This is a genomic window from Streptomyces sp. NBC_00539 (assembly GCF_036346105.1).
Lineage (GTDB): Bacteria > Actinomycetota > Actinomycetes > Streptomycetales > Streptomycetaceae > Streptomyces.
This window is the reverse complement of sequence record NZ_CP107811.1, coordinates 944,126-970,395: the sequence shown is the minus strand read 5'-3', so window position 1 is coordinate 970,395 and position 26,270 is coordinate 944,126. Positions and strand designations below refer to the sequence as shown.

Here is a 26,270-nt window from a genome sequence, read left to right as displayed (position 1 = left end):
GAACGCACACGGAAAACGGATGCCAACGAAGGAGTGACCATGCCCCGCGGATCCAGTCCCAAGCGCGAGCGGCAGTACGAGCACATCAAGGAGAGCGCGCAGGAGCGCGGCGAGAGCGCCGAGCGCGCCAAGGAGATCGCCGCCCGCACCGTCAACAAGGAACGGGCACGGGCGGGGGAGTCGAAGACGGCGAGCAAGACCTCCCTGGAGGACATGTCCTCCTCAGAGCGCGGCGGCCGGCACTCCCACACCGGCGCGCAGGGGCCCACGTACGACCAGCTCTACGCGGAGGCCAAGCGCAAGAACCTGCACGGACGCTCGTCCATGAACAAGGCCGAACTCAAGGAGAAGCTGGGCAAGTGAACCCCGGCCGGGTCCCGGTCGCCGACCGCCCACACCGCGCCCGGGACACCGGCCGTACGGGAGGAAACCTATGAACCGCGCCGCCCTGTTCGATGTCGACGGCACGCTGGTCGACACCAATCACCTTCATGTGACCTCGTGGTGGGAAGCGCTGCGGCAGGCCGGTCACGACGTGCCGATGCACGCCGTGCACCGTGCGATCGGCCTCCCCGGTGAGGACCTGATCGCCCACCTGCTCGGCGACGACCGGGACACCGGCCAGGACGACGCGCTGAAGGCCGCCCACGACACCCTCTACGGGACCTACTTCGACCGGCTTCCCGGTTTCGCCTCCGCCGCCGAACTGCTGCGCACCCTCGACGGGCGCGGGTGGCGGGTGGTGCTGGTCACCTCGGCCGGAAGCACCGAACTGGAGGCGCTGCGGCGGGCGATCGGAGCGGACGACGCCATCACCGCCACCGCGAGCGCCGACGACGTCAGCGAGGGCAAACCGGCGCCCGACCCGGTGCACCACGCACTCGACCTCGCCGACGCGCCCGCCCACGCCTCCGTGTTCGTCGGCGACAGCGTGTGGGACATGAAGGCGGCGACACGGGCCGAGGTGGCCTGCGTGGGCCTGCTGTGCGGCGGCATCGCCCGCCGCGACCTGGAGGAGGCCGGGGCCCGCGCGGTGTACGCGGACCCGGCCGAGCTGCTCGCCCGGCTGGACGACAGTCCGTTCGCCGGGGTACCGCAAGCGCAGCCCAGCGCGGGAAGGGGACGGGCATGACCTCGACACCCCCAGCCGGATCCGGACCTGCGGCCGGCCTGCGCGTCGTCGTGGTCGGCGCCACCGGCAACGTCGGCACGAGCGTGGTGCGGGCCCTCGTGGACGACCCCGCGGTGGGCTCCGTCCTCGGACTGGCACGCAGGCTCCCCGCCTGGCGGCCGGAGGCCACCGAGTGGCGTGCCGTGAACGTCGAACCCGGCGGCGCCGACCTCGTCCCGCTCTTCGAGGGCGCGGCCGCCGTGGTCCACCTGGCCTGGAAGTTCCAGCCCACGCACGACCCCGCCGAGACCTGGCGCACCAACGTCCTCGGCAGCATCCGCGTGTTCGAGGCCGTCGCCGCCGCGGGTGTGCCCGCACTGGTCCACGCCTCGTCGGTCGGCGCGTACTCGCCCGGCCCCAAGGACCGCGCCGTGGACGAGACCTGGCCCACCCACGGCTGGCCGCAGGCCGCGTACACCCGGGAGAAGTCGTACCTGGAGCGGGTCCTGGACGCCTACGAGGGCGCCCACCCCGGCATCCGCGTCGTCCGGATGCGCCCCGCGTTCCTGTTCAAGCGGGAAGCCGCCTCCGAACAGCGCAGGATCTTCGCGGGCCGGCTGCTGCCCGGCCGGCTGGTCCGGCCGGGCCTGATCCCGGTCGTCCCCGACCTCCCCGGCCTGCGTCTCCAGGCGCTGCACACCGACGACGCCGCGGCCGCCTATGCCGCCGCGGTCACCCGGCCCGTCCGAGGGGCGTTCAACCTCGCCGCCGAACCCCCGCTGGACGCGGAGCGGCTGGCGGCGCTCTTCAAGGCGCGGGTCGTACGGATGCCCGCCGCCCCGGTCAGGGCCGCGCTCTCCGCCGCCTGGCGGCTGCGCGCCGTACCGGCGTCCCCCGACCTGTTCGACGCGGTGCTGCGGCTTCCGCTGCTGGACAGCTCCCGGGCCCGCGCGGAACTGGGCTGGGAGCCCCGGTACACCGCGCTGGAGGCGGTGCAGGAGTTCCTCGCGGGCCTGCGGGACGGCGCGGGGATGGCCACCGCGCCCCTCGCCTCGTAGGCCCGTCCGGGGCGCCCCGGAGACCCCCTGAGACCCCCGGAGACCCCCGGAGACCCTCCGGGCCCGTTCAGGGCTGCAGCAGGGTCTTGATCATGCCGTCTTCCTTGGCCTGGAACATGGCGTACGCCCGGGGCGCCTCGTCGAGCGGCATGGTGTGCGTGGCGAAGCCCTCGACGCCCAGCGGGTCGGAGTCCTCCAGCAGCGGCAGGATGTCGTCCACCCAGGCCCTCACGTTGGCCTGCCCCATCCTCAGCTGGATCTGCTTGTCGAACATGGTCAGCAGCGGCATCGGGTCGGCCGCGCCGCCGTAGACGCCCGACACGGAGACGGTGCCGCCCCGGCGCACCAGGTCGATCGCGGTGTGCAGGGCCGTCAGCCGGTCCACCCCGGCCCGCTCCATCAGCGGCCGCGCCACGGCGTCCGGCAGCAGCCCCGTGAAGCGCTGCGCGGCGGACGCCAGCGGAGCGCCGTGGGCCTCCATGCCCACCGCGTCGATCACGGAGTCCGGGCCCCTGCCGTCGGTGAGGTCGCGGACGGCCCCCACCAGCTGCTTGCCGTGTTCCTTGAGGTCCAGCGCGTGCACCCCGGACGACCTGGCCCGCTCCAGCCGGGCCGGCACCAGGTCCACGCCGATGACCAGCCGGGCCCCACGGTGCAGGGCGATCCGGGCGGCCATCTGCCCGATCGGCCCCAGACCGAGGACGGCGACGCTGCCGCCCGGCGGGACGGCCGCGTACTCCACCGCCTGCCAGGCCGTCGGCAGGACGTCGGACAGGTACACGAAACGCTCGTCCGGCGGCCCTTCGGGCACCTTCACCGGCAGCCTGTCACCGAACGGCACCCGCACGTACTGCGCCTGCCCGCCGGGCACCTGACCGTAGAGCTTGGTGTAGCCGAACAGCGAGGCGCCCTTGTCGTACTCCCGGACCTGGGTGGTCTCGCACTGCGAGTGGAGGCCCTGGTCGCACATGAAGCAGTCGCCGCAGGAGACGTTGAACGGGACGACCACCCGGTCGCCGCGCCGCAGCGTCTTCACGTCCGCGCCCACCTCCTCGACCAGGCCCATCGCCTCGTGGCCGAGGATGTCCCCCGGTTCCAGGAACGGCCCGAGGACCCCGTAGAGGTGAAGGTCGGAGCCGCAGATACCGGTGGACGTCACTTTGACGACGATGTCCGTCGGGTCCTTGATCCCGGGATCCGGAACGGTCTCCACCCGCACGTCCCGCGTGCCCTGCCAGGTCAATGCGCGCATGGTCTCGCCTCCGTCGAAGAAGTGGACTGCTCTCCCCGGCGCCTCCCCACCTCACGCGGCCGCACACCTGCAGGTACGTGTGGTGTGCCCGGGACGGGGTAGCCGCCCGATGACCGACCGACCACGGAGGTGCTGGATGTCGCTGAGCCTCGGATTCCCACGGGCGCGCCATGAATTCGCCCGCCTGTGGACCCTTCCCGGGGTCTACGCCCCCCAGGAGGACACCTGCCTCCTGGCCGAAGCCGTGGGGAGCGAGGTCGCACCGGGCATGGACGTCCTGGACGTCTGCACCGGCAGCGGCGCGCTGGCCCTGTACGCGGCGCGCCGGGGCGCCCGGGTGACCGCGGTGGACATCTCCTGGCGCGCCGCTCTGACCGTACGCCTGAACGCCCTGCGGATGCGGCAGCCGGTCACCGTCCGCCGGGGGAGCGTGGCGACCGCCGAGGCTCTGGGCACCTTCGACCTGGTCATCAGCAACCCGCCCTACGTACCCGCCCCGGACCCGGGGCTGCCCGCCCGTGGGCCCGCCCGCGCCTGGGACGCGGGCAACGACGGGCGCGAGATCGTGGACCGCATCTGCTCCACCGCCCCCGCCCTGCTCAAGCCGCACGGCACCCTGCTGATGGTCCACTCGGCCCTGTGCGGCACCGACAGGACGCTGCAACGGCTGACCGCCGCCGGGATGCGGGCCGAGGTCGTGGACCGGACCCGCATCCCCTTCGGCCCGGTGCTGCGCTCCCGGCTGCCGTGGCTGCGCGAACAGGGCCTGCTGGGGCCGGACGAGACGACGGAGGAACTGGTCGTCATCCGCGCCGGCGCGCCCGGCACCCACCCGCTCCGCGACACCACGGAACCCCGCGGGGCCCGCGCACCCCGCGACGCCCACCGGCCCCTGAGGAGGATCCACCCGTGACGGCGAGCACCACCCGCCCCCACCCGTCCACCGCCCGCCGGCTCCCGCCCCCGCGCGGCCCCCTCTCGGCAGCGGTGGCCGCCGCCCTGCCCGACCCGGCCGCCCCGCTCCCCGACCCCGCCGCCGCCCACGGCGCGGACCCGTACGGGGACGACCTGCACCTGGCCCTCTACCTCCTCTACGAACTCCACTACCGGGGCTTCGAGGGGGTCGACGACAGCCGCGAGTGGGACCCGGGGCTGCTCGCCCTGCGCGGCGCCCTGGAGCAGCGCTTCCTGGCCGCCCTGCGCGCCGACGCGCCGGGCGGCCGCACCGTCGACCAGGCCTTCGGCGAACTGCTGCTGGAGCCGGTCGACCACTCCGGCAGCGTCAGCGGCTACCTGGAGCACGAGGGGGAACTCGGGCAGGTACGCGAGTACTGCGCCCTGCGCTCCCTGTACCACCTCAAGGAGGCCGACCCCCACGTGTGGGTCATCCCGCGCCTGCGCGGGCGCGCGAAGGCCGCCATGGTCGCCATCGAGTACGACGAGTTCGGCGCCGGACACGCCGACCGCGTGCACGCCGAGCTCTTCGCCCGCCTGATGGCGGACCTGGGGCTGGACACGGACTACGGCCACTACCTCGACGCCGCCCCGGCCGAGGCCCTCGCGACCGTGAACCTCATGTCCCTGTTCGGCCTGCACCGGGCGCTGCGCGGAGCGCTCGTGGGCCATTTCGCCTGCGTCGAGGTCACCTCCTCACCGGGCTCGCGCCGGATGGCGGCGGCGATGCGCCGCCTGGACGCGGGGGCCGCCGCCGAGCACTTCTACGCCGAGCACGTCGAGGCCGACGCCGTCCACGAGCAGCTCGTACGCCGTGAGGTCATCGCGGGCCTGCTGGAGGACGAGCCCGCGCTGGAGGGCGACATCGCCTTCGGCGCCGACGCCACCGTCCTGCTGGAGGACCGCCTCGGGGCCCTGCTGCTGGAGCGGTGGCGACGGGGGGCGAGCGCGCTGCGGACACCGCTGTGACCGCCGGGCCCGCCACCGCCCGCCGCGTTAGGCTCGAACCATGTGCTGAAAGGGGTGCCGCCGATGTGCCGCTGGCTCGCGTACTCGGGATCACCGGTCCTGCTCGACACCGTCCTCTACCGTCCCGAGCACTCGCTCATCAACCAGAGCCTGCACGCCCGGATGGGCGTCGAGACGACGAACGGCGACGGCTTCGGCATCGGCTGGTACAGCGAGCACGGGGACGGCACCCCGGCGGTGTTCCGTGACATCGGACCGGCCTGGAACAACCAGAACCTCCGCGAGCTGGCGGCCCACGTCAGCTCGCGGCTCTTCTTCGCCCACGTCCGCGCCTCGACCGGTTCGGCCGTCCAGCAGACCAACTGCCATCCCTTCCGGCACGGCCGGTGGCTGTGGATGCACAACGGGGCGATCACCGACTTCCAGAGGCTCCAGCGGGACCTGTACATGGCCGTCGACCCGGCGCTCTTCCCCTCCATCGAGGGCTCCACGGACTCCGAGGTCATGTTCTACCTGGCCGTCACCTTCGGCCTGGACCAGGACGTGCCGGGCGCCGTGGCCCGGATGGCCGGACTGGTCGAACGCCTCGGCAAGGAACACGGCGTCGACGACCCGCTCCAGATGACGGTCGCCGTCAGCGACGGGCACAAGGTGTGGGCGTTCCGCTACTCCAGCCAGCGCAGGTCACGGTCGCTGTTCTACAGCAGCAGGGCCGACACCGTCCGCGAGCTGTACCCGGAGCTGCCCTACCTGCGGAAGGTCTCCGACGACACCCGCCTGGTGGTCTCCGAACCGCTGGGTGACCTGCCCGGCGTGTGGAACGAACTCCCCGAGGCGAGCTATGTCGTCCTCCCCACCGGCGAGGAAGAGGAGGAGTACCTGCCCTTCATCCCCGAGCCTCCGTGAGCCGGTTCATCCCCGGCCCTCCCCGAGCCGCACCGCGGACCGCCCCCAACGGGCCATGGACCAGCCGCATGTGTGCGCGATTCCCCTCACGTGCAGGTACGTGCCCTGCACCCCGTGGCCGAAGCCGGCCCGGTCGTGCCGCCCCGCGGGAGCCGGGGGCGCGCGGCACGCCCTGCCTCGCGGCTGACCCGTCACAGCCCGGACAAACCCCGGCGCGAGGGTGGTCGCGCCGGGCATCGCGGGGAGCGGGGCGGGTAGCAGCCGAAGACCGGAGGGGCGCCTCCGGACGGTCAGCGCACGCACGGGAGGTCCCGACATGACAGGCAGCGCACTCGTCGTCATCGACATGATCAACCGGTACGAGCACGCCGACGCGGAGCTGCTGCTGCCCTCCGCCCGCCAGGCCGTGCCCCGTATCCAGCTCCTCCTGGAGCGCGCCAGACGCGGCCGCACCCCCGTCATCTACGTCAACGACAACTTCGGCCAGTGGCGCTCCCACCACGGGGAGATCCTGGAGACCGCACTCGACGGACCGCACGCCGACCTGGTGAAACCGCTCATCCCCGACGAGGACGCCCTCTTCGTGCTCAAGGCCCGCCACTCGATCTTCTTCGAGACACCGCTCGCCTACCTGCTGGGGCAACTCGAAGTCGACCACCTGGTCCTGTGCGGGCAGGCGACCGAGCAGTGCGTGCTCTACTCCGCGCTGGACGCCCACATCCGCCACCTCGGGGTCACCGTCGTACGGGACGCGGTCGCGCACCTGCACCGGGACCTCGCCGAGGCGGCCCTGCGGATGATGGAGGTCAACATGTCCGCCCGCATCCGCAGCGCCGACGCCGAGGACCTCCCGCTCTGAGCGCCCCCCTCACCCCCCGTCCTGGAGCCGGGCGCGGCACAGCTGGAGCAGGTCCGCCCCCGTCAGGGCCGCCAGTGAACCGACCGCGAACCGGGTGAAGGCGGGCGCGAACACGTATCCGGCGCCGAGCCCCGTGGTCACCCACAGCCCCAGACAGAACGGGCAGGTCAGCAGCTCGCCGACCGCGTGCCGCACCCCCGAACCCCGGACGTCCTCCTCCAGCTCGGCCGGTCCGGAAGTACCGCGGTAGCGGGCGAAGGGAGCGCGCAACGGGCTGGTCACGGGGTCCTTCGCGAGGGTGTGCGCCACCCAGTGGGTGGCGCCGCCGAGCAGCAGCACGTCGGACGGGGAGAGCCGCGGTACCGGCCTGCGCGCGGCCCGGGCGGCGGCCACGAGCCCCGCGACGCCCGCGCCGTACGCCCCCATGAGCGCCAGATACCCCTTGAGCGGCCGCTCCTCGTCACCCGCGTAGGCGCGCTCCTCGCGGTCCGCGCGGCGCCGGGCACCGCTCAGGGCTTGGGTGAGATCCATGGGACGACTCCTCCGTGGGCGGACGTGGTATCCGTCGGCGCCTACCCCGGGCCGCCCCCGCCACGCCCCCGTCCGCCGGCAGCGACCAGGTGACTGCGGGTCCCGGTACGGGCGCGCCGTCCGGTCCGCCGCCCGACCGGCCCGGCACAGTGGCTCCCGGTGCCGGTCACGCGGACAGGAGGTGCCCCGGGTGCTGGGGTCACGGCGCAAGGCCCGGCTGCGCGACCGGGCACGTCGCGCGGCGGTGCGGGCCTTCCACAAGGCGGACGCCCGGCTGCCCCTGGGGGAGCTGGCGCGCGGGGTGATGCGCAAGGTGTTCCCCGACCACTGGTCGTTCCTGCTCGGGGAACTCGCGCTGTACGGCTTCCTCGTCCTGCTGCTGACCGGGGTCTACCTGACCTTCTTCTTCGAGCCCTCGATGAGCGAGGGCCCCTACCAGGGTTCGTACGCTCCGCTGCGCGGGGTCCCGATGTCCCGGGCCTACCTCTCCACCCTCAGGATCAGCTTCGACGTGCGCGGCGGACTGCTGATCCGCCAGACCCACCACTGGGCGGCGATCCTCTTCCTCGCCGCGATCGGCGCCCACATGCTGCGCGTGTTCCTGACCGGCGCCTTCCGCCGTCCGCGCGAGGCCAACTGGACGATCGGGGTCACCCTGTTCCTGCTCTCGCTCCTGGAAGGCTTCTGCGGCTACTCGCTCCCCGACGACCTGCTCTCCGGCACCGGACTGCGCATCGCCCAGGGCATCGTCCTGTCCGTCCCCGTGGCCGGCAGCTACCTCGGCATGTTCGTCTTCGGTGGCCAGTTCCCGGGCCACGACATCGTGCCCAGGCTCTACCCGGTGCACGTCCTGCTGGTCCCCGGCCTGCTCCTGGGACTGATCACGGTGCACCTCCTGCTGGTGTTCACCCTCAAGCACACCCAGTGGCCCGGCCCCGGCAGGACCGGCCGCAACGTCGTCGGACTGCCCTTCTTCCCCCAGTACCTCGCCAAGTCCGGCGGCCTGTTCTTCATGGTCTTCGGCCTGCTCGCGGCGCTCGGCGCACTCGCGCAGGTCAACCCCGTCTGGGCCTACGGCCCCTACCGCTCCGACATCGTCTCCACCGGCTCCCAGCCCGACTGGTACGTCGGATTCCTGGAGGGGGCGCTGCGCCTGATGCCCGGGGCGGAGACCCGGCTGTGGGGGCACACCGTGTCCTGGAACCCCCTGCTGACGGGGGTGGTCCTGCCCGGACTGCTCTTCGCGGTCCTGTACTGCTACCCGTACTTCGAGCGCTGGGTCACCGGCCCGACCGGCGAACGGCACCTGTGCGACCGGCCCCGCAACCGGCCCGTCCGCACCGGCCTGGGCGTGGCGGCCCTTTCCTGGTACGCCGTGCTGCTCCTCGCGGGCGGCCAGGACATCGTCGCCTACGTCTTCGACGTCCCCGTGGCGGGCGTGACCAGGGTGCTGCGCGCCGGGTTCTTCGTCGTACCGGCGGCCGCGTTCTGGCTGACCAGACGCCTCTGCCTGGCCCTGCAGGAGCGAGAACGGGAACTGCTGGACGAGGGCGAGGAGACCGGCCTGGTGACCCAGGGCCCGGAAGGCGGCTTCCACCCGGAGCACACGGCGCTGCCCGGCCCCGCCCGTCACGCCGTTCTCGTACGGGACGTGCCACGGCCCCTGGAACCCGCCGGCCCCGCTCCGCGGCGGCTCGCCGAGCGGACGCGCACCGCGCTCAGCGCCTGGTACTACCGCGACCGGATCCGCTACCCGGCGACCCCCGAGCAGCGCCGCCGGATCGCGGCGGTCCTCGCCGGCCCCGACCAGGAACAACCGCCGCCGCGGGACGGGTGACGGCAGCCCTACTCCGGGTGGCCCAGCTCCTGGAAGGCGAAGCCGAGGACCCCCGGCAGCAGCACGCCGAACCCCACGAGGCACAGCCACAGGCCCTGGACCACGCCGAGCCCGATCAGCGCGCTGCCCGCAGCCGTGAGGACGGGGGCGAAGCTGCGGGCGGGGAAGTACAGCCGCCGTCCGGCGGTGTCCCGTACCTCGGCCGCCCCACGGTCCTCAGGGCGCTCGCCGCCCCGAGCCCGCTGCCGCCACAGGAAGGCGGCGACCAGGGCCGACATCCCGAAGGACACGCACAGCGCGGCGCGCCCCGCCGGATCGGGGGAGAACCATCCGTAGACGGCGGCCGTCACCGCGAAGAACGCGGCCGTACCGGTGAACAGCCAGGCTTCACCCTTCACGGGGCACCTCCGGGTGGTGCAGGTCGAAGGCGGGGGACTCCGAGCGGATCCGGGGCAGCGCGTGGAAGTTGTGCCGCGGGGGAGGACAACCGGTCGCCCACTCCAGGGAACGCCCCCAGCCCCACGGATCGTCCACCCCGACCGGCGTACCGTGGCGCCGCGTCTTCCACACGTTGTAGAGGAAGGGCAGGGTCGACAGCCCCAGCAGGAACGACCCCGCGCTGGACACGGAGTTGAGGACGGTGAAACCGTCGCCTGCGAGGTAGTCCGCGTACCGGCGCGGCATGCCCGCCTCGCCGAGCCAGTGCTGCACCAGGAACGTCGTCTGGAAACCGGTGAACAGGGTCCAGAAATGGATCTTTCCGAGCCGCTCGTCCAGCATCAGGCCGGTGAACTTCGGCCACCAGAAGTAGAACCCGGCGAAGGTGGCGAAGACGATCGTCCCGAAGAGCACGTAGTGCAGGTGTGCGACGACGAAGTAGCTGTCCGTCAGGTGGAAGTCCAGCGGGGGCGAGGCGACCAGCACCCCGGACAGGCCGCCGAGCAGGAACGTGACGAGGAAGCCCAGGGACCACAGCATCGGCGTCTCGAAGGACAGCGACCCGTGCCACATCGTCCCGATCCAGTTGAAGAACTTCACCCCCGTCGGGACGGCGATCAGGAAGGAGAGCAGGGAGAAGAACGGCAGCAGCACCGCGCCGGTCGCGAACATGTGGTGCGCCCACACCGTCGCGGACAGCCCCGTGATGGCGATGGTCGCACCGATCAGGGCCTGGTAGCCGAACATCGGCTTCCTGCTGAACACCGGGACGATCTCGCTGATCACCCCGAAGAACGGCAGGGCCACGATGTACACCTCCGGATGCCCGAAGAACCAGAAGAGGTGCTGCCACAGCAGGGCGCCCCCGCTCGCGGCCTCGAAGACGTGCGCGCCGAACCTGCGGTCTGCCTCCAGGACCAGCAGGGTCGCGGTGAGCACCGGGAAGGCCAGCAGCGCCAGGATCGAGGTGAACAGGACGTTCCAGGTGAAGATAGGCATCCGGAACAGCGTCATCCCCGGCGCACGCAGACACACGATGGTGGCGATGAAGTTCACCGCACCGAGGATCGTGCTCAGCCCCGCCACCGCCAAGCCCATGACCCACAGGTCGGGCCCGGTGCCGGGGGAGTGCGCCGCGCCGTTCAGCGGTGCGTACGCGAACCAGCCGAAGGCCGCCGGGCCGTCCGCCGTCAGGAATCCGCCCAGCACCATCAGGCCACCGAAGAGGTAGACCCAGTAGGTGAAGGCGTTCATCCGGGGGAAGGCCACATCGGGCGAGCCGATCTGCAACGGCATTAGCGCGTTGGCGAATCCGGTGAAGGTCGGCGTCGCGAACAGCAGCATCATGATCGTGCCGTGGATGGTGAACAGCTCGTTGTACTGCTGGTTCGACATGAACTGCATGCCGGGACGTGCCAGTTCGGCGCGCATCATCATGGCGAGCACGCCCGCGAAGAGGAAGAACGCGAACGCGGTGACGAGGTAGAGACCGCCGATCACCTTGTGGTCGGTGGTCGACAGCCACCGCAGCACGGCCGTGCCGTGACGCGTGCGCCGTTCGGTGCCGGCCGAGGGCCGGTCATCCGGGGGCGCCACATCCGGCGCGCGGTCCACCGACGTCATCCGTCCTCCAGGGAGCCTCGCGGCGCGGGGACCCGCGGCCCGCGTGCCGTACGTCTGCCTACAGGCCGCCGGGCCGTCACGGTCGGCGGCGCGCCAGGGAGGATGCGCCGTGTCGCCCGTGCAGGCTGCCGCGAACCTTTACGGTCGGTTTACGGCCGGACACGCAGGGCAGACGCCGGGTCATGGCTGATCTTGTGGAAGAGGGGACCGTCACCACCAAGGTCCCCGCGCGGTTGGACCGGCTGCCCTGGTCGCGGTGGCACTGGATGATCGTGATCGGGCTGGGAACCGTATGGATCCTGGACGGTCTCGAAGTCACCATCGTCGGCAACATCGCGAGCCGGCTCTCCGAGCGCGGCAGCGGGCTCGACATCACGGACGCCCAGGTCACCGGCATGGCGGCGGCCCTGTACGTGGCCGGTGCCTGTTCCGGCGCACTCGTCTTCGGACGGCTGACGGACCTGTTCGGGCGCAAGAGGCTCTTCCTCATCACCCTCGGCGTCTACCTGGCGGCCACCGCCCTGACCGCGATCTCGTTCTCCTCCTGGTGGTTCTTCGTCTTCCGGTTCCTCACCGGTTTCGGCATCGGCGGCGAATACGCCGCGATCAACTCCGCGATCGACGAGCTGATCCCCAGCAAGTACCGCGGCCGCGTCGACCTCGTCATCAACGGCACCTTCTGGCTCGGCGCGATCGCCGGGGCACTGCTGTCCGTCCTCGCCCTCGACACCGGCCTCTTCCCGGTCTGGCTGGGCTGGCGGCTGACCTTCGCCCTGGGCGTGGTCCTCGGGCTGGTGATCCTCCTGGTGCGCCGCCACGTACCCGAGAGCCCCCGGTGGATGTTCATCCACGGCAAGGCGACCGAGGCCGAGGAACTCGTCACCGAAGTCGAACGGCGGGTGGAGGAGGAGAAGGGCGAGCCGCTGCCGGAGCCGGGCGAGGCCATCACCGTCACCCAGCGGCGCAGCACCGGCTTCGGCGAGATCGCCAGAACGGTGTTCCGGTCCTACCCCCGCCGGGCCGCCCTCGGACTGTCGCTCTTCATCGGCCAGGCCTTCCTGTACAACGCGATCACCTTCGGGTTCGGCAGCATCCTGGTCAAGTTCTTCGACGTCCCGTCGGGCCGCACCGGCTACTACTTCGCCGTCATCGCCTTCGGCAACTTCCTCGGACCCCTGCTCCTGGGACGGCTCTTCGACACCGTCGGACGCCGCCCGATGATCGCGGGCACATACATCCTCTCGGGGCTGCTGCTCTTCGGGACGGCGTGGCTCTTCGACGCGGGACGGCTGAACGCGGCGACCATGACCGCCTGCTGGTGCGTGGTGCTCTTCTTCGCCTCCGCGGGTGCCAGCTCGGCCTACCTGACCGTCAGCGAGATCTTCCCGATGGAGACGCGGGCCATGGCGATCGCCTTCTTCTATGCCGTCGGCACGGCGGCCGGCGGCATCTCCGGCCCGCTGCTCTTCGCCGACCTGACCTCCAGCGGGGTGGTGGGCGACGCGGTGATCGCCTTCTGCGTGGGCGCCTCCTTGATGGTGGCGGCCGGAGTGGTCGCGGTCTTCTTCGCCGTCGCCGCGGAGGGGCGCTCGCTGGAACAGATCGCCACCCCCCTCTCCGCGCGGGCGGCCGAGCCCGCCCCGGTCGCCCGACCGGTGGGCGGCTGAGCAACCCCGTACGCCCCCCGGCCCCCGGATGCCGCAATGCGGTCCGGGGGCCGCGTCACGTACGAAACCATGCGGAAACCGCCCGGACCGGGTCTACTCGGAACGTCGGGACCAGCGGGCGGTGCGGTTGCGGACCGTGTCCGCGGGCAAGCGGAGGGAACGCGTCGGCCACAGGGAGTGGCGCGCGCACGAGACGGAGAGCCGAGGTGAACCGCATGGAGCGGCCCAAGGAGCCACTACGGACCGGCCGGGAGCCGGAGACGCACGAGGCGGGCGCGCACGGGCCCGGCCCGCGGGGGGCGGGCGCGCACGGGCCCGGCCCGCGGGGGGCCGCCGGCACGCCGGGCCACGACCCCAAGACCCCCGAGCCCGAGGGCCCCGGGCCCACGCCCGGCCCCGGCGCGGTACCCCGTGACCCGCGCCCCGCACGCCCCGGGGAGAAACCGCCGCCCGGGCCCGCACCGAAATCGCCGTCGCCCGCCGAACAGCCGCCCGCCCAGGAGCCCCCGGACTAGTCGCGCTGCGTGGTGTGCCGGTGGCGCACCCACAGCGGCAGCGCGAACCAGCACAGCAGGTACCAGGCCAGGACGCCCGCCACCAGCCACGGGACCAGCGCGTCGTGCGTCGCCACCCGGAGGATGAGGAGCAGGGCCGTGCACAGGGTCATCAGCAGCAGCACGATGCCCGTCATCGTCAGCCGGGAGGCCCAGGTGACCGCTTCGGGCTTGATGCGGCGACGGAAGACGATCCGGTGGAAGGCGACGGGACCGATGAGGGCCCCCGTGGCCAGTGAGCCGAGGATGACGGTGATCAGGTAAATCGTCCGGTCCGTCTGTTCGAGATCAGCGAAGACGGGGGTGAAGGCCACGGTGAGGAGGAAACCGAACAGGATCTGCACGCCGGTCTGGGCCACGCGGATCTCCTGCACCAATTCGCCCCACTGGCGGTCCGCCCGCTCCTCGGGACTCTCGTTGCGCCCGTCGTCCCCGCGGGTCCCGGCGGGGTCCCGCGCACCCGGGTCCGTCTTCCTCTCGGCGTCGTCGGCGGGCATGGGACCTCCTTGCGGAACGGAAGGTGCCTCCCGAGCACCGCGAGGGTGCTCGGGAGGCACGGGAAGAGCTGGAGGGAAGGAGTCAGTCCTTGAGGGTGTCCTTGATCTTCTCCTTGGCCTGCCGGGCGTCGCCCTTGGCCTGCTCGGCGCGGCCCTCCGCGGTGAGCCGTTCGTTGCCGACGGCCCGGCCTGCGGCTTCCTTGACCTTGCCCTTGGCCTGCTCGCCCTTGGACTTCGCCTTCTCGTCACCGGACATGGCATTCACTCCATCGGAAAGGGAAATGCGGACCTTGAAGCATCTGACCGAGAACGGCCGCCACAAACCCGCGGAGCCGGAATTCATCCCGGAATTCATGGGTAGCCGCCGGACATGATCACCGTCGGGGTCGAGGAAGAGTACGTCCTGCTGCACCCTTCCACCCATCTGCCGATGCCCCTCGCGGAAGAGGTGCGCGTCGCGGCCGGCCTCGGGTCGTTCGTGGACGAGGGCGAGGTGCAGGACGAGCTCCTCCAGGCACAGATCGAGGTCGCCACGCCCATCTGCACGGACCTCGGCGAGGTGGGCGGGCACCTGCTGCGGCTGCGCCATGCCGTGGTGTCCGCGGCGGAGGACAAGGGGTGCCGGGTCGCGATGTCCGCCACCGCGCCCCTCAAGGACGGCACGCCCCCCGCGGTCACCCAGAAGCCGCGCTACCTGCGGATGCGGGAGGAGGCCCGGCGGCTGGTCGACGAGCAGCTGATCAACGGCATGCACGTCCACGTGGCGGTTCCGGGCCGGGAGATGGGCGTGGCCGTACTCAACCGGATCCGCGTCTGGCTCCCCACCCTGCTGGCCATGTCGGGGAACTCGCCGCTGTGGGACGGGCGGGACACCGGCTTCGCCAGCTGGCGCACCATCGTCTTCGGGCGCTGGCCGGTCAGCGGTCCGCCGCCCTGCTTCGCCGGCCTCGCGGACTACGAGAAGCGCATCGGGGCGCTCCTGGAGTCGGGGGTCATCACCGACCGCGGCCAGCTGTACTGGCAGGCGCGGCTCTCGGACCGCTACCCGACGATCGAGGTGCGCTGCCTCGACGTCCAACTGGAGGCGGACGACGCCGTGCTGTTCACCGGCATCATCCGGGCGCTCGTCGCCACCGCGATCGCCGAGGAGAACGCCGGGGCCCCGCCACCCGCATGCGCGCACGAACTGTTGCAGGCCGCGAACTGGCATGCCGCCCGGCACGGCCTGAACAGCACCCTCGTGGATCCCCGGGGCGGGCGGCACAGCGCCGGGGACGTGCTGTACCAGCTGACCGCGTACATCGCCCCCGCCCTGGAGGAGTCCGGGGACCACCGGGAGGTCAGCGCCCTGATGCACCGGCTGCTGCGCGAGGGCACTCCGGCCGACCGGCAGCGCCGCGCGCTCGCCGAGGGCGGCATGGCCGCCCTCGCGGACCTGATCACGGCCTCGGGCCCGGCCTGCTGAGGGGGGCCGGGCCGCTGAGGGGGGCCGGGCCGCTGACGGGGGCCGCCCGTTGACGGGGCCCGGCCCCCCGGCAGCGCGCCCGTACATGCGTGAAGGGGTCCCGGACGACGGTCCGGGACCCCTTCACGCATACAGGGCGGTCAGCTCTCGCGGGCCGCTCGCTCAGCCTGCTTCTCCTTGATCCGCACCGCTTCCTTGCGGACCTCCGCCTGTGTGGCGCGCTCCTTCTGGAGCCACTCGGGCGCCTCGTCCTTGAGGGCGTCGATCTGCTCGGTGGTCAGCGCCTCCGTGATCCCGCCGCGGGCGAGGCCGGCGATCGAGATGCCCAGCTTCGCCGCGACCACGGGCCGGGGGTGCGGGCCGTTGCGTCGCAGCTCCTGGAGCCAGGCCGGCGGATCGGCCTGGAGCGCGTTCAGCTCGGTGCGCGAGACGACACCCTCCTGGAACTCGGCGGGTGTGGCCTCTAGGTACACACCCAGCTTCTTCGCCGCGGTCGCGGGCTTCATGGTCTGGGTGGTCTTGTGCGACGTCATGTCCCCAGGGTATCGAGCATGTGCGCTACCTCTGACCACGGCCGGTAATCTGGCCGGGTGACAGGCTCGGAAGTACCTCCCCAGTTCCGGCTCGCCTACGTTCCAGGGGTGACGCCCACCAAATGGGTGCGGATCTGGAACGAGCGGCTGCCCGACGTCCCCCTGACGCTCGTACCCGTGTCCCCGGCCGAGGCCCCGGGAGTGCTGCGGGCCGGCGGCGCGGACGCGGGCTTCGTCCGGCTGCCGATCGACCGTACGGAACTCAGCGCGATCCCCCTGTACACCGAGACGACGGTGGTGGTGATCCCGAAGGACCACATCGTGGCGGCGGTCGAGGAGATCTCCACCGGGGACCTCGCCGACGAGATCGTGCTGCACCCCCTGGACGACACCCTGGACTGGGAGGGCCTGCCGGGCCGCCCCGCGATCGAGCGTCCCGAGACGACCGCCGACGCCATCGAGCTGGTCGCGGCCGGCGTGGGGGTACTCGTCGTACCGCAGTCGCTCGCCCGTCTCCACCACCGCAGGGACCTCACGTACCGGCCGGTGACGGGCGCGCCGGAATCGCGCGTCGCGTTGTCCTGGCCCGAGGAGGAGACCACCGACCTGGTCGAGGAGTTCATCGGGATCGTGCGCGGCCGTACGGTCAACAGCACGCGCGGCCGCAAGCAGGGCGCGGCCCAGGCTCCCGCGCAGCCCAAGGGCAAGCGCACCGACAAGGCGGCCGGAGCGGCCCGCAAGCCCGCCCAGGGGAAGAACCCGCGCGGTGGCTCGGGCGGCGCGCGGGGCGCCAAGAACACGGGCCGCGGCAAGCCCGGCCGGGGCCGCAAGTAAATCGAGCAGGTGTTCGGGTACGGGAGTAGGCTGGAGCCATGCACGCGCTCCAGGGATCCCTCTTCGACCAGACCGACGAGATCCGGCTCGGCCCGCTCGCCGGGCTGTGCCGGACCGACCTGGGAGCCGGCGCCTGGGCCGACCACCTGCCCGGCTGGCTGACCGGCGCCGACGCGCTGTTCGAAAGGCTCGCCGCCGACGTGCCCTGGCAGGCCGAGCGGCGCCGGATGTACGACCGCGAGGTCGCCGTGCCCCGGCTGCTGTCCTACTACCGGGCCGGGGAGACGCTCCCGCACCCCGTCCTCACCGAAGCCCGCACGGCGCTCGACCGGTACTACGCCGAGGAGCTCGGCGAGCCCTTCGTCACCGCCGGACTGTGCCTCTACCGCGACGGCCGCGACAGCGTGGCCTGGCACGGGGACCGCACCGGCCGCTCCGCCACCGAGGACACGATGGTCGCCATCCTCTCCGTGGGTGACCCGCGCGACCTGGCGATCCGCCCCCGCGACGGCGGTCCCACGCTGCTGCGCCTGCCCCTGGGCCACGGCGACCTCGTGGTGATGGGCGGCTCCTGCCAGCGCACCATGGAGCACGCGGTGCCGAAGTCGACGCGGGCCGTCGGCCCCCGCATCAGCATCCAGTTCCGTACCCAAGGCGTCGCCTGACCCCCTGTGACCGACGCCCGGCCGCCGCGAGCGGGCCGGTCCGGCTGGCGGCCCGTCGGCGGCTGGTGTCCGCTGGAGGGGTGAGCGCCCTGCCCGTGCGCCGGCGGTGGACCGGCCTGCCGCCCGCCGCGGGCGCCGCCGTGATGGCTTCCGGGATCATCTCCGTCGGCCTGAGCCTGACCGGCCACGACCTGCTCTCCCTGGTCGCGCTCGCCGTCGCCGGGGCCCTGTGGCTGGTCCTCGCCGCCGACTTCGCGACCCGGCTGGTCGGCGACAGGGGCCGCTTCCGGGCCGAAGCGGACACCCCGCCCGCCCTCAACGCCGTGGCCGCCACCACCGTGCTCGGCGCCCGTCTCTCCCAGCTCGGCTGGCAGGGCGCGGCCGCCCTCCTGCTGGCGCTGGCCGCGGCGCTCTGGCCCGGGCTGCTGTACGCCGTCCTGCGGCACTGGCCCAGGCACCGTCTCCCGGGCACCGCCTTCCTCGTCTGCGTGGCCACCCAGGGCCTGGCCGTCCTCGCCGCCGAGCTGTCCGACGCCGACCACCGCACCTGGCTCGGCCGGGCGGCCCTGGTCTGCTTCGCTCTCGGGCTGCTGCTGTACGCGGCGGCCCTCGCCCGCTTCGACCTCCGCGAGGTGACCGGGGGCGCGGGCGACCACTGGGTGGCCGGCGGGGCGCTGTCCATCAGCGCCCTCGCGGGTTCGAAGCTCACCGCGTCACCCGAGTGGACGGGCGCCGGGCACGACGCCCTGCGCTCCCTCACCCTGGTGGCCCTCTGCGCCTCCCTCGCCTGGTACGCCGTGCTCCTGACGGCAGAGCTGCGCAGCCCCCGCCCCGGCTACGACATCCGCCGCTGGTCCACCGTGTTCCCCCTCGGCATGACGGCCACCGCCTGCCTCTCCGCCGCCGCACCCACCGGCGCGGGCTGGCTGCGCCCCGTGGGTGAGGTGCTCCTGTGGATCGCCGTGGCCGCCTGGATCCTGACCTTCGCGGCGTTCCTCACGACCCGCCTCGGAGAGGACCCGCGATCCCCGTAGCGCGGGAGGCGACTTGCGCATACGGTCCGGCCATGGCGTACACGTTCCAGGTGACCATCGACTCCAACAGCCCGCACTCCCTCGCCGACTGGTGGGCCGACGCCCTCGGTTGGGAAGTCGAGCCCAGCGACGAGGCGTTCATCCGCCGCATGATCGAGGAGGGTCGGGCCCGCGAGGACGACACCACCCTCCACAACGGCACCCTCGTCTGGAAGGCGGGCACCGGCATCCGTCACCCGGAAGACCTCGAACGGGCGCCGCGCGTCCTCTTCCAGCTCGTACCGGAGACCAAGACGGTCAAGAACCGGGTCCACCTCGACGTGCGCACCGGTGACGAGGACCCGCAGACCGTGGTGGAGCGCCTCATCGCCAAAGGCGCCACGCGTCTGCACGAAGGCAGCCAGGGTCCCTTCACCTGGACCACCCTCGCCGACCCGCAGGGCAACGAACTCTGCATCTCCCACTGACCCTCTCCCTCTGACCGTCTCCCTTGGCTGTCTCCCCCTGACCGTCTCCCACGACCGGTTTCCCGCCGGCGCCGGGCGCCGTCGGCACGCCCTCCGGCCGGTCATAATTGATTACCGGGCCACCCTCCCGCACGTGAGAATGAGCCATCTCGACCCGGGAGGACCCCATGAGCCAGGCGTTCCTGACTCTGCATGACCTGCTGCCCGCACAGGAACTCAAGGCGGCGATCGACGCCGGGCACGTGACCCGCAAGGCGCACCCCGAACTGCCGCTGTCGATCTACACCTACACCCGCACGGCCCAGTACGAGCGGGTCTGGAACCAGGTCACCACGCGCTGCCGGGGCCTGGTCGCCGACGACGCCACCGGCCGGATCGTCGCCCTGCCCCTGCCGAAGTTCTTCAACGTGGGCGAGCACGAATCGGGTCAGCCGTACGCGCCCTCCCTGCCCGACGAACCCTTCGAGGTGTACGACAAGGTCGACGGCAGCCTCGCGGTCGTCTTCCACTACGCGGGCACCTGGCGCGCGGCCTCCAAGGGCTCCTTCATCAGCGAGCAGGCGACCTGGGCGCAGCGCCGTCTCGACGGCCGCGACACCAAGCACCTCGTACCCGGCGTCACCTACCTCGCCGAGATCCTCTACCCGCAGAACCGGATCGTCGTGGACTACGGCGACCGACGCGACCTGGTGCTCCTGGCCGCCTTCGGCCGGGACGGCGCCGAGGTGCCGCTCGCCGAAGCCGCCGGGCACTGGCGGGAGATCGGCTCGGTCGTCACCGTATGGCCGGCGATGCCGCTCGCCGAACTCCTCGCGCTCACCGAGTCCAGCACCCTGCCCGGCGGCGCCCCGGCCACCGGCACCGATGCCGAGGGCTTCGTCCTGCGCTTCGCCTCGGGCGTCCGCGCCAAGGCCAAGATCGCCGAGTACGTACGCCTGCACAAGGTGCTCACCGGCGTCACCGAGCGCGACATCTGGCGCAGCCACGGCATCCAGCGCTTCGCCGGCCTGCCCGCCAAGCAGCTCGCCCAGGGCCTGAACTGCAGTGTCGCCGACATCGAGGCCTCGGGCGGCAAGCCGCTCGACGCGCTGCTGCGGCAGGTGCCCGACGAGTTCGACGCATGGGTGCGTGAGGTCATCGAGCGGCTGGAGGAAGCCGCCGCGCGGCGCGAGCGCGCCATCGACGAGGCCTTCGGGTCACTGGCGCACCTGGCCGGTGACCGGGGTGCCTTCGCCCGGGCGGTGCGGGCGCTGCCCGACAGCGGGATCCGTTCCGCGCTGTTCTTGCGTCTGGACCACAAGCAGACCGAGCTCGTCACCTGGCGTGCCGTACGGCCGGAATCGGCCGACCCCTTCACCACCGATGAGGAGAACTGAGCACCGTGTCCGCAGAACCGGAGGCCCCCGAGACCCCCGAGGCCCCCGAGACCCCCGACACCGCCCTCGCCCCCCGGACCCCCGCGCCCCCGGCCCGCCCGGTCGTGCACGTCATGACGGGCCTGCCCGCCTCGGGCAAGACCACCGCGGCCCGGGCGCTCCAAGCGCAGTCCGGCGGCCGGATGCGCCGGGTGAACCTGGACGACCTCCGGGTCATGCTGGACGGCCCCGACCACGGACGCGGCCTCTCGTACGCGCACGAACGGACCGCGCTCGACGTCCAGGACGCGGCGCTGCGGGCCGCCGTGACGGGCGGGTTCGACGTGGTCGTCGACAACACCCACCTCACCCCGCACATCCCCAAGCGCCTCAAGGCGGCCGTCGCCGGCCTCGCCACCTTCGTCGTCCACGACTTCACCGACGTGCCCGTCGAGGAGTGCGTGCGCCGCGATGCCGCACGCGAGCGGCCGGTGGGCGAGGAGATCATCCGGATCCTGGCCGACAAGCACGCGAAGTCCCGCAAGGGAGGCTGGAGGCTGACCGCGCAGTGGCTGAACGACGAGCCCCCGGTCGAGCCCTACGTGGCCGACCCCGCGCTGCCCGCCGCGGTGATGTGCGACATCGACGGGACGCTGGCGCTGACCGGCGACCGCGGCCCGTACGACTTCACCCGCTGCGGGCTGGACCTGCCGAACGAGCCGGTGCGACGCGCCCTGGACGCCTTCCGGCGCGCCGACGGGGACGTCATCGTGCTGCTGTCGGGGCGCAGTGAGGAACACCGCCCGCAGACCGAGGCCTGGCTGGAGCGGCACCAGGTCCCCTACGACGAGCTGTGGATGCGGGCGGCCGGGGACCAGCGCCGCGACGACGTCGTGAAGGCGGAACTCTTCGATGCGCACCTGCGCCACCGCTACGCGGTGCGCGTCTCGCTCGACGACCGGGACCGCGTCGTGGCCGTCTGGCGCCGGATGGGCCTGCCGACCTGGCAGGTCGCCTACGGCGACTTCTGAGCGGGTCTGCGACAGTCGTACCCGTGGAAGTTCCTGCGCGAGCACCTGTGGACGTACTGATCGTGGACGCCGCGAACGTCGTCGGGTCAGTCCCCGACGGCTGGTGGCGGGACCGGCGCGGCGCGGCCGAGCGGCTGCGCGACCGGCTCGCCCGGCGCGGGGCGGGTGAGGAGATCGTCCTCGTGGTCGAAGGCGCGGCCCGGGGCGTCGCATCCGTCCCCGGCGTACGGGTGGACGCGGCGCCCGGGAGCGGCGACGACCGGATCGTGGAGCTGGTGGCGCACTACGCGGAGCGCGGCGAAGGCGGCGCCCTGGTGGTGGTCACGGCGGACCGGGAGCTGCGCGCGCGGGTGGAGGCGTACGGGGCGCGGTGCGCGGGGCCGCGCACCGTCCGCCCGGCCGGATGACGACGGCCGGGAGGCCGGCCCCTCGGCGAGGAGCCGGCCTCCCGGCGTACGGTCCGGCGATCGGATCAGCGGCCCGGCGCGCTGATCAGCGGCACCACGGCACCGTGTCCAGGTTCTTGACGTAGCGGGCGGCCACCCAGCGGTCGTCCTCGTCCTTCTTCGAGACCTTCGCGGACTTGGCGGTCTTCTTCACGGACTTGCCGTCGCCGGCGAAGCCGTCGTTGGGGCCGTCGGTCCGGCCATCGGTGCGGCCGTCGGTGCGGCCCTCGTCACGGCCCTCGTCACGGCCGTCGGTCCGACCGCCGTTGCCGCCCTCGTTGTAGTCGCCGTCCATCCCGGCATTCCCGTCCCCGAGGTCATCGCCCCACGGGCCCTTGCCGTTGTTGTTCCCGCCGTTGTTGTTCCCGCCGTTGTTGTTCCCGCCGTTCCCCTCCTCCCGGTCCTTGCGGGTCTCCAGGAGGTACCAGAGGTCGTTCCCGCCGACCCTCTCCCCGCGCTGCTTGCATTCGAGCGCGATCCTCTGGCCCGACTCGATCTTGCCGAGGGAGTACGAGCGGGTGCTCGGCCTGCTGCGGACCGTCAGCCGGCCGGACGAGACGACCTTGCCCCAGATCTGCCTCTTGACGGCGACGGGCTCCTGGTGGGCTGCCGGGATCTCGGCCATCGGGTCCTCGTCGGCGATGGCGGCGCCCGCGCTGACGAGGCCGAGCACCAGGCTTCCGGCCGTGAGTGCGAGGACGGTCCTGGTGGGCTTCAGCATGAGCCGACTCCTCTACGAAGACAATCGCCCGACCGCGCCACGCGGCTCGGGCCGGCAACCAGGCGGTTGCCACGCACGACTATGGCGAGGGGACGCCGGGACACCCCGGCGGCGCACCGCCGTTTAGCCCGATTTGCCCAATCTGATGGCTTTCGGGCGGATGGTGCTCTCATGAGGCGATCGTCGGGGGGTCGTCGCCCAGGAGACACCCTTTCGGGGGACTACCGCGACCGCCCGTGCTGGCTAGCATTCTCACAACTGCTTGTCGTGCAATCCCATATGCGATTGCACGATCATGCGTGTGTCGGTACGAGGAGAGGTCTCATCATGCAGTTACGCAATGGAGTCGTGGCGAGCGAAATCCCCGGTGCGGTCTGGGTGAAGAGCAGTGCCAGCGTCGGCAACGGCAACTGCGTGGAGGTCGCGGCACTGCCCGACGGGACCGTGGCCATGCGCAATTCGCGCTTCCCCGACGGTCCGGCCCTGATCTTCACGGCCGGGGAGATCGAGGCGTTCCTCGACGGCGCCAAGCGCGCCGAATTCGATCAACTGACCGGATGAAGTCCAAGCCTTAGGCCAAAGCTTGGACGGGCGGGCGACCACGCCCCATTCTGACGACTGAGATCCGCCCCCGGTCACATTGGAGTTCCGCATGCCCGCGCTGCCCGAACCCCGGCCCGACTCCCTGCCCGATCCGCTCGCCCCCGTGGTCCCGCTCGGCGTCGAACAAGGACGTGCGGCGGCCGCCCGGGTGCTGGGACAGGAGCTCAGAGGGTGGCGCGAGGCCCGCGGCCTCACCCTGCGGGACGTCGCACCCGTCATCCGGGGCTCGGTGTCGAAGATCAGCCGGCTGGAGCGGGGCGAGAGCCCGCCGAAGGCGCGCGACGTCCTCGACCTGGCCCGCCACTACGGGCTGGACGAGGAGGAGATGCGGACGGTCGAGCGGCTCCTGGAACACGCCCAGGACTGCGAGTGGTACGAGCAGTACAGCGATGTGACCCCGACCTTCCTCAAGCGCCTGATCCAACTGGAAGGCGAGGCGCAGGAGATCTGCGTCTACGAGAACCTCGTGGTACCCGGGATCCTCCAGACCCCGGCCTACGCCGGGCACATGGTCAGGGCCGTGATGCCCAGCGCCTCCGAGGGCGAGATGGAACGCGTCGTGCAGCTGCGCACCCAGCGCCAACTGCGGCTGATGGAGGGCGAGGTACCGCGCCTGACGGTCCTGCTCGACCAAGGGGTCCTGCAACGCCGCTGCGGCAATGCCCAGGTGATGCGCGAACAACTGCGGCACCTGCTCCGCGCCGGGGACGTCGCCAAGGTCAACATCCGCGTCCTGGAGATGTCCTGGGGGTATTCCGCGGCCCCTCCCTACCCCATCACCCACCTCAAGTTCGCCGACGGCGGGCCGGGCGAGCTGGCGTACGTCGAGCACATCAACGGCGCCAACTACGTGACCCGCCCGCGCGCCCTGGACGACTACCGCAACGCCCTCAGCAACCTCCGCAAGGCAGCGGCCTCCCGCGACCGCAGCCGCCAGCTCATCGAAGAGGCGTTGCTGCAGTACGCGGAGGACTAGGCCGTCCCGGGACGGGCCTCCAGCAGGGGACGCAGCTCGGCGTGCGCCCACCCACCGAGCCGGGTGGGTGTGGTGGTGAGCAGGTCACGGGGCTGCTCGGGCACCAGGCCGCTCGATCCGGCGCTCATGCCGACGATGCCCTCGACCGCCGGCGCGGTCAGCCCGGCGGCGCGCAGGGTGTCCCGGAGCGCGTCCTCGCCGACCTGGTCGAGCCGGACCGTACGGCCGAGGGCCTCGGTGAGGATCCGCGCGACCTGGTGGAAGGTGAGGTCCTCCGGTCCGTGCACGGCCTGCACCGTCCGCCCCCGCCAGCCGTCGTTCAGCAGCCGGACCGCGACCACGTCCGCGACGTCGCGCGGATCGACCCACGGCATCGGGTGTTCGGGGTCGAACGCCGTGTTCAGGACGCCTCGGGAGAGTCCTTCGAGGTCGAGAAGCAGGTTGGTGAAGAAGTACGCGCAGCGCAGGTGCAGCACGTCCGTTCCGGTGGCATCGAGTTCCGTCTCGATCCCCGCCAGGGCGTCGATGTGGCCGACGCCGTGCCGCTTCTCCGCCCCGATGCTGCTGAGCAGCGCCACCCGGCCCACGTCACCGGCCCGGGCTGCCTCCACCAGCGGCGCCGCGGTCTCCAGCGAGGTTCCGATCGGGTCCGGCGCGGTATGGGGGGTGGGATCCACCCAGAACACGGTCCGCGCCCCCGCCACCGCGTCCCCCGCCACCGCGTCTCGGACGAAACCGGCGTCCGTCAGATCGCCGCGGCGTACGTCCACCCGCGCGCGGGTGCCTTCGTCAAGGCGGGCCGGGTCGCGGACCAGGACGCGCGGGCGGACGCCGGCCTGGAGCAGCAGCCGCACCACGCGCGATCCCACGTGCCCGGTCGGTGTGGTGACCAGGATCGTCATCGAGCCGTTCCTTCCGTGCGCCGCCGCCCCGTGGACTTCACCGGAGGAGGCGGCCCACGCCGCCCCACTCCACCCAGTCCTTCGGCCGGAGCTCCGGTGGCGGCGGGGTGGTGTCGGGGCGCCAGTCGACCACGTCGACGAGGTCCGGTTCGAGGATGTCCAGCCCGTCGAAGTACCGCCGCACCTCGTGCGTCTCGCGCACGCGCCCCCAGTGCCCGTGGGTGGTGACGTCCATCATCCGGGTCACGTCGTCCCGCACCACCGGGTCGTCGCTGACGAGCTGGCAGATCACCATGAAGCTGCCCGGCGGCAGCAGGTCCGCGGTCTTGCGCACGACGGCAGCCGGGGAGCGGCCGTCGTCCGAGTCCGGGATGCAGTGCAGGACCGAGACGAACAGCGCCGCGATGGGCTGGTTCCAGTCGAGGAATTCCCGGGTGGCCCCGTGGATGCGCTCGGTGTCGCGCATGTCCATCGGCAGCACCAGCGTGCCGGAGTTGTCGTGCAGCGTGGTCTGGGCGTGTGCGAGGACCATGGGGTCGTTGTCGATGTAGGCGACCTTGCAGTCCTTGTCGATGCGCTGCGCCACCTCGTGCACGTTGTCCTGCGTGGGAAGGCCCGAACCGTGGTCGAGGAACTGCCGGATCCCGTAGTCCTCGACGAGGATCCGCACCACGCGGCTGAGGAAGGCCCGGTTGTTGCGGGCCAGCAGCTGGGTACTGGGCGCGATCTCCAGCAACCGGGCGCATGCCTCGCGGTCGCTGGCGTAGTTCTCCACACCGCCCAGGAGCCAGTCGTACATCCGGGCGACGCTCGGGGTGTGCATGTCGATGAACGGCGGCTGGGACGGGTCCGGCCCTAACTCCATGTGCCCTCCTTGATGGCCCCTGCGGGCCCGCGGCGTCGGCTCATGGTAGAGAGTCGCGGGGTGCCCGCGCCATGCGTTCTCGCATGCTGCCCGGCCCACCGTGGCGCCGGTTCGGGA

The 26,270-nt window shown here is 72.2% G+C and carries 29 protein-coding genes; 19 read left to right on the top strand and 10 right to left on the bottom strand.

Annotated elements, in window-relative coordinates; all coding sequences use genetic code 11:
* The first annotated feature begins 39 nt into the window (after nucleotides 1-39).
* The 3 genes from OG861_RS04435 to OG861_RS04425 all read left to right on the top strand — a co-directional run bounded on the left by OG861_RS04435 (nucleotide 40) and on the right by OG861_RS04425 (nucleotide 2,169).
* The gene (locus OG861_RS04435) at nucleotides 40-363 is read left to right on the top strand and encodes a plasmid stabilization protein (RefSeq protein ID WP_329200303.1); all 324 of its coding nucleotides are present in this window, start codon (nucleotides 40-42) and stop codon (nucleotides 361-363) included.
* A 70-nt stretch (nucleotides 364-433) separates the two neighbouring features.
* Complete coding sequence (locus tag OG861_RS04430; protein ID WP_329200304.1) at nucleotides 434-1,132, top strand: HAD family hydrolase; 699 nt, start codon at nucleotides 434-436, stop codon at nucleotides 1,130-1,132.
* Nucleotides 1,129-2,169, top strand: coding sequence for an NAD-dependent epimerase/dehydratase family protein (locus tag OG861_RS04425; RefSeq protein ID WP_329200306.1), 1,041 nt, complete (start codon nucleotides 1,129-1,131; stop codon nucleotides 2,167-2,169). Before OG861_RS04430 ends, OG861_RS04425 begins: the two co-directional genes overlap by 4 nt.
* Nucleotides 2,170-2,236: 67 nt before the next feature.
* On the opposite strand, the gene OG861_RS04420 is transcribed toward OG861_RS04425, so the two are convergent.
* Nucleotides 2,237-3,421, bottom strand: coding sequence for a zinc-dependent alcohol dehydrogenase (locus tag OG861_RS04420; protein WP_329200307.1), 1,185 nt, complete (start codon nucleotides 3,419-3,421; stop codon nucleotides 2,237-2,239).
* 136 nt (nucleotides 3,422-3,557) lie between these two features.
* Here OG861_RS04420 and OG861_RS04415 point away from each other — a divergent pair, with 136 nt between their 5' ends.
* The 4 genes from OG861_RS04415 (at nucleotide 3,558) to OG861_RS04400 (ending at nucleotide 7,109) form a co-directional block, all read left to right on the top strand.
* Entirely contained in the window at nucleotides 3,558-4,334 is a 777-nt protein-coding gene (locus OG861_RS04415; RefSeq protein WP_329200309.1) for a HemK2/MTQ2 family protein methyltransferase, read from the top strand.
* Complete coding sequence (locus OG861_RS04410; RefSeq protein WP_330261276.1) at nucleotides 4,331-5,344, top strand: iron-containing redox enzyme family protein; 1,014 nt, start codon at nucleotides 4,331-4,333, stop codon at nucleotides 5,342-5,344. The genes OG861_RS04415 and OG861_RS04410 overlap by 4 nt, the downstream gene beginning before the upstream one ends.
* Nucleotides 5,345-5,407: 63 nt before the next feature.
* The gene (locus tag OG861_RS04405) at nucleotides 5,408-6,250 is read left to right on the top strand and encodes a class II glutamine amidotransferase (RefSeq protein WP_329200313.1); all 843 of its coding nucleotides are present in this window, start codon (nucleotides 5,408-5,410) and stop codon (nucleotides 6,248-6,250) included.
* A gap of 316 nt (nucleotides 6,251-6,566) precedes the next feature.
* A complete protein-coding gene (locus OG861_RS04400; RefSeq protein WP_329200315.1) occupies nucleotides 6,567-7,109 on the top strand; it encodes an isochorismatase family cysteine hydrolase in 543 nt (180 codons plus the stop codon).
* Nucleotides 7,110-7,118: 9 nt separating this feature from the next.
* Here the strand turns inward: OG861_RS04400 and OG861_RS04395 are convergent, their stop codons facing one another.
* Nucleotides 7,119-7,640: a DUF1360 domain-containing protein gene (locus OG861_RS04395; RefSeq protein ID WP_329200316.1), complete on the bottom strand. Its 522-nt coding sequence runs from the start codon at nucleotides 7,638-7,640 to the stop codon at nucleotides 7,119-7,121.
* A gap of 190 nt (nucleotides 7,641-7,830) precedes the next feature.
* Between OG861_RS04395 and qcrB the strand changes: the two genes are divergently transcribed.
* Entirely contained in the window at nucleotides 7,831-9,477 is a 1,647-nt protein-coding gene (gene qcrB, locus OG861_RS04390; protein WP_329200317.1) for a cytochrome bc1 complex cytochrome b subunit, read from the top strand.
* A gap of 8 nt (nucleotides 9,478-9,485) precedes the next feature.
* Here the strand turns inward: qcrB and ctaF are convergent, their stop codons facing one another.
* Both ctaF and ctaD read right to left on the bottom strand, forming a co-directional pair.
* Entirely contained in the window at nucleotides 9,486-9,875 is a 390-nt protein-coding gene (ctaF, locus tag OG861_RS04385; RefSeq protein ID WP_330261275.1) for an aa3-type cytochrome oxidase subunit IV, read from the bottom strand.
* Nucleotides 9,865-11,538 carry an aa3-type cytochrome oxidase subunit I gene (gene ctaD / locus OG861_RS04380; protein ID WP_329200321.1) on the bottom strand — a complete coding sequence of 558 codons (1,674 nt, stop codon included), beginning with the start codon at nucleotides 11,536-11,538 and terminating at the stop codon, nucleotides 9,865-9,867. Before ctaD ends, ctaF begins: the two co-directional genes overlap by 11 nt.
* A 182-nt stretch (nucleotides 11,539-11,720) precedes the next feature.
* Here ctaD and OG861_RS04375 point away from each other — a divergent pair, with 182 nt between their 5' ends.
* A complete protein-coding gene (locus OG861_RS04375) occupies nucleotides 11,721-13,205 on the top strand; it encodes an MFS transporter (protein ID WP_329200323.1) in 1,485 nt (494 codons plus the stop codon).
* Nucleotides 13,206-13,716: 511 nt separating this feature from the next.
* Here OG861_RS04375 and OG861_RS04370 read toward each other — a convergent pair.
* Together OG861_RS04370 and OG861_RS04365 are read right to left on the bottom strand one after the other, a co-directional pair.
* Entirely contained in the window at nucleotides 13,717-14,256 is a 540-nt protein-coding gene (locus OG861_RS04370) for a DUF6328 family protein (RefSeq protein ID WP_330261274.1), read from the bottom strand.
* 82 nt (nucleotides 14,257-14,338) lie between these two features.
* Nucleotides 14,339-14,512 (bottom strand): CsbD family protein, encoded by a 174-nt coding sequence (locus OG861_RS04365; protein ID WP_136212348.1) that lies wholly within the window; start codon nucleotides 14,510-14,512, stop codon nucleotides 14,339-14,341.
* A gap of 114 nt (nucleotides 14,513-14,626) precedes the next feature.
* Between OG861_RS04365 and OG861_RS04360 the strand changes: the two genes are divergently transcribed.
* Nucleotides 14,627-15,721, top strand: a complete 1,095-nt coding sequence (locus OG861_RS04360; protein WP_329200329.1) for a carboxylate-amine ligase — start codon at nucleotides 14,627-14,629, stop codon at nucleotides 15,719-15,721.
* A gap of 140 nt (nucleotides 15,722-15,861) precedes the next feature.
* Here OG861_RS04360 and OG861_RS04355 read toward each other — a convergent pair whose 3' ends face one another.
* A complete protein-coding gene (locus tag OG861_RS04355) occupies nucleotides 15,862-16,254 on the bottom strand; it encodes a DUF5997 family protein (RefSeq protein ID WP_329200331.1) in 393 nt (130 codons plus the stop codon).
* Nucleotides 16,255-16,311: 57 nt separating this feature from the next.
* Between OG861_RS04355 and OG861_RS04350 the strand changes: the two genes are divergently transcribed.
* From OG861_RS04350 to OG861_RS04320, 7 genes are all read left to right on the top strand, one after another.
* Nucleotides 16,312-17,088, top strand: coding sequence for a LysR substrate-binding domain-containing protein (locus tag OG861_RS04350; RefSeq protein ID WP_330261273.1), 777 nt, complete (start codon nucleotides 16,312-16,314; stop codon nucleotides 17,086-17,088).
* Nucleotides 17,089-17,126: 38 nt separating this feature from the next.
* Entirely contained in the window at nucleotides 17,127-17,753 is a 627-nt protein-coding gene (locus tag OG861_RS04345) for an alpha-ketoglutarate-dependent dioxygenase AlkB (RefSeq protein ID WP_330261272.1), read from the top strand.
* 80 nt (nucleotides 17,754-17,833) lie between these two features.
* On the top strand, nucleotides 17,834-18,787 hold the full coding sequence (locus tag OG861_RS04340) for a tellurite resistance/C4-dicarboxylate transporter family protein (protein ID WP_330261271.1): 954 nt from the start codon (nucleotides 17,834-17,836) through the stop codon (nucleotides 18,785-18,787).
* A gap of 32 nt (nucleotides 18,788-18,819) precedes the next feature.
* Nucleotides 18,820-19,254 (top strand): VOC family protein, encoded by a 435-nt coding sequence (locus OG861_RS04335; protein WP_330261270.1) that lies wholly within the window; start codon nucleotides 18,820-18,822, stop codon nucleotides 19,252-19,254.
* A gap of 167 nt (nucleotides 19,255-19,421) precedes the next feature.
* The gene (locus OG861_RS04330) at nucleotides 19,422-20,630 is read left to right on the top strand and encodes an RNA ligase (RefSeq protein WP_329200340.1); all 1,209 of its coding nucleotides are present in this window, start codon (nucleotides 19,422-19,424) and stop codon (nucleotides 20,628-20,630) included.
* Nucleotides 20,631-20,635: 5 nt separating this feature from the next.
* The gene (locus tag OG861_RS04325) at nucleotides 20,636-21,640 is read left to right on the top strand and encodes a phosphatase domain-containing protein (protein WP_330261269.1); all 1,005 of its coding nucleotides are present in this window, start codon (nucleotides 20,636-20,638) and stop codon (nucleotides 21,638-21,640) included.
* A 23-nt stretch (nucleotides 21,641-21,663) separates the two neighbouring features.
* Complete coding sequence (locus OG861_RS04320) at nucleotides 21,664-22,047, top strand: NTP pyrophosphohydrolase (protein ID WP_329200344.1); 384 nt, start codon at nucleotides 21,664-21,666, stop codon at nucleotides 22,045-22,047.
* Nucleotides 22,048-22,132: 85 nt separating this feature from the next.
* On the opposite strand, the gene OG861_RS04315 is transcribed toward OG861_RS04320, so the two are convergent.
* The gene (locus OG861_RS04315; RefSeq protein WP_329200345.1) at nucleotides 22,133-22,807 is read right to left on the bottom strand and encodes a hypothetical protein; all 675 of its coding nucleotides are present in this window, start codon (nucleotides 22,805-22,807) and stop codon (nucleotides 22,133-22,135) included.
* 327 nt (nucleotides 22,808-23,134) lie between these two features.
* On the opposite strand from OG861_RS04315, the gene OG861_RS04310 reads away from it, so the two are divergent.
* Both OG861_RS04310 and OG861_RS04305 read left to right on the top strand, forming a co-directional pair.
* Nucleotides 23,135-23,368 carry a DUF397 domain-containing protein gene (locus OG861_RS04310; protein ID WP_329200347.1) on the top strand — a complete coding sequence of 78 codons (234 nt, stop codon included), beginning with the start codon at nucleotides 23,135-23,137 and terminating at the stop codon, nucleotides 23,366-23,368.
* Nucleotides 23,369-23,459: 91 nt separating this feature from the next.
* Entirely contained in the window at nucleotides 23,460-24,386 is a 927-nt protein-coding gene (locus OG861_RS04305; protein ID WP_330261268.1) for a helix-turn-helix domain-containing protein, read from the top strand.
* Here the strand turns inward: OG861_RS04305 and OG861_RS04300 are convergent.
* Both OG861_RS04300 and OG861_RS04295 read right to left on the bottom strand, forming a co-directional pair.
* The gene (locus OG861_RS04300) at nucleotides 24,383-25,288 is read right to left on the bottom strand and encodes an NmrA family NAD(P)-binding protein (protein WP_330261267.1); all 906 of its coding nucleotides are present in this window, start codon (nucleotides 25,286-25,288) and stop codon (nucleotides 24,383-24,385) included. The two genes, OG861_RS04305 and OG861_RS04300, sit on opposite strands and share 4 nt — an antisense overlap.
* A gap of 37 nt (nucleotides 25,289-25,325) precedes the next feature.
* The gene (locus OG861_RS04295) at nucleotides 25,326-26,153 is read right to left on the bottom strand and encodes an SAM-dependent methyltransferase (RefSeq protein WP_329200353.1); all 828 of its coding nucleotides are present in this window, start codon (nucleotides 26,151-26,153) and stop codon (nucleotides 25,326-25,328) included.
* Between the last annotated feature and the right edge of the window lie 117 nt (nucleotides 26,154-26,270).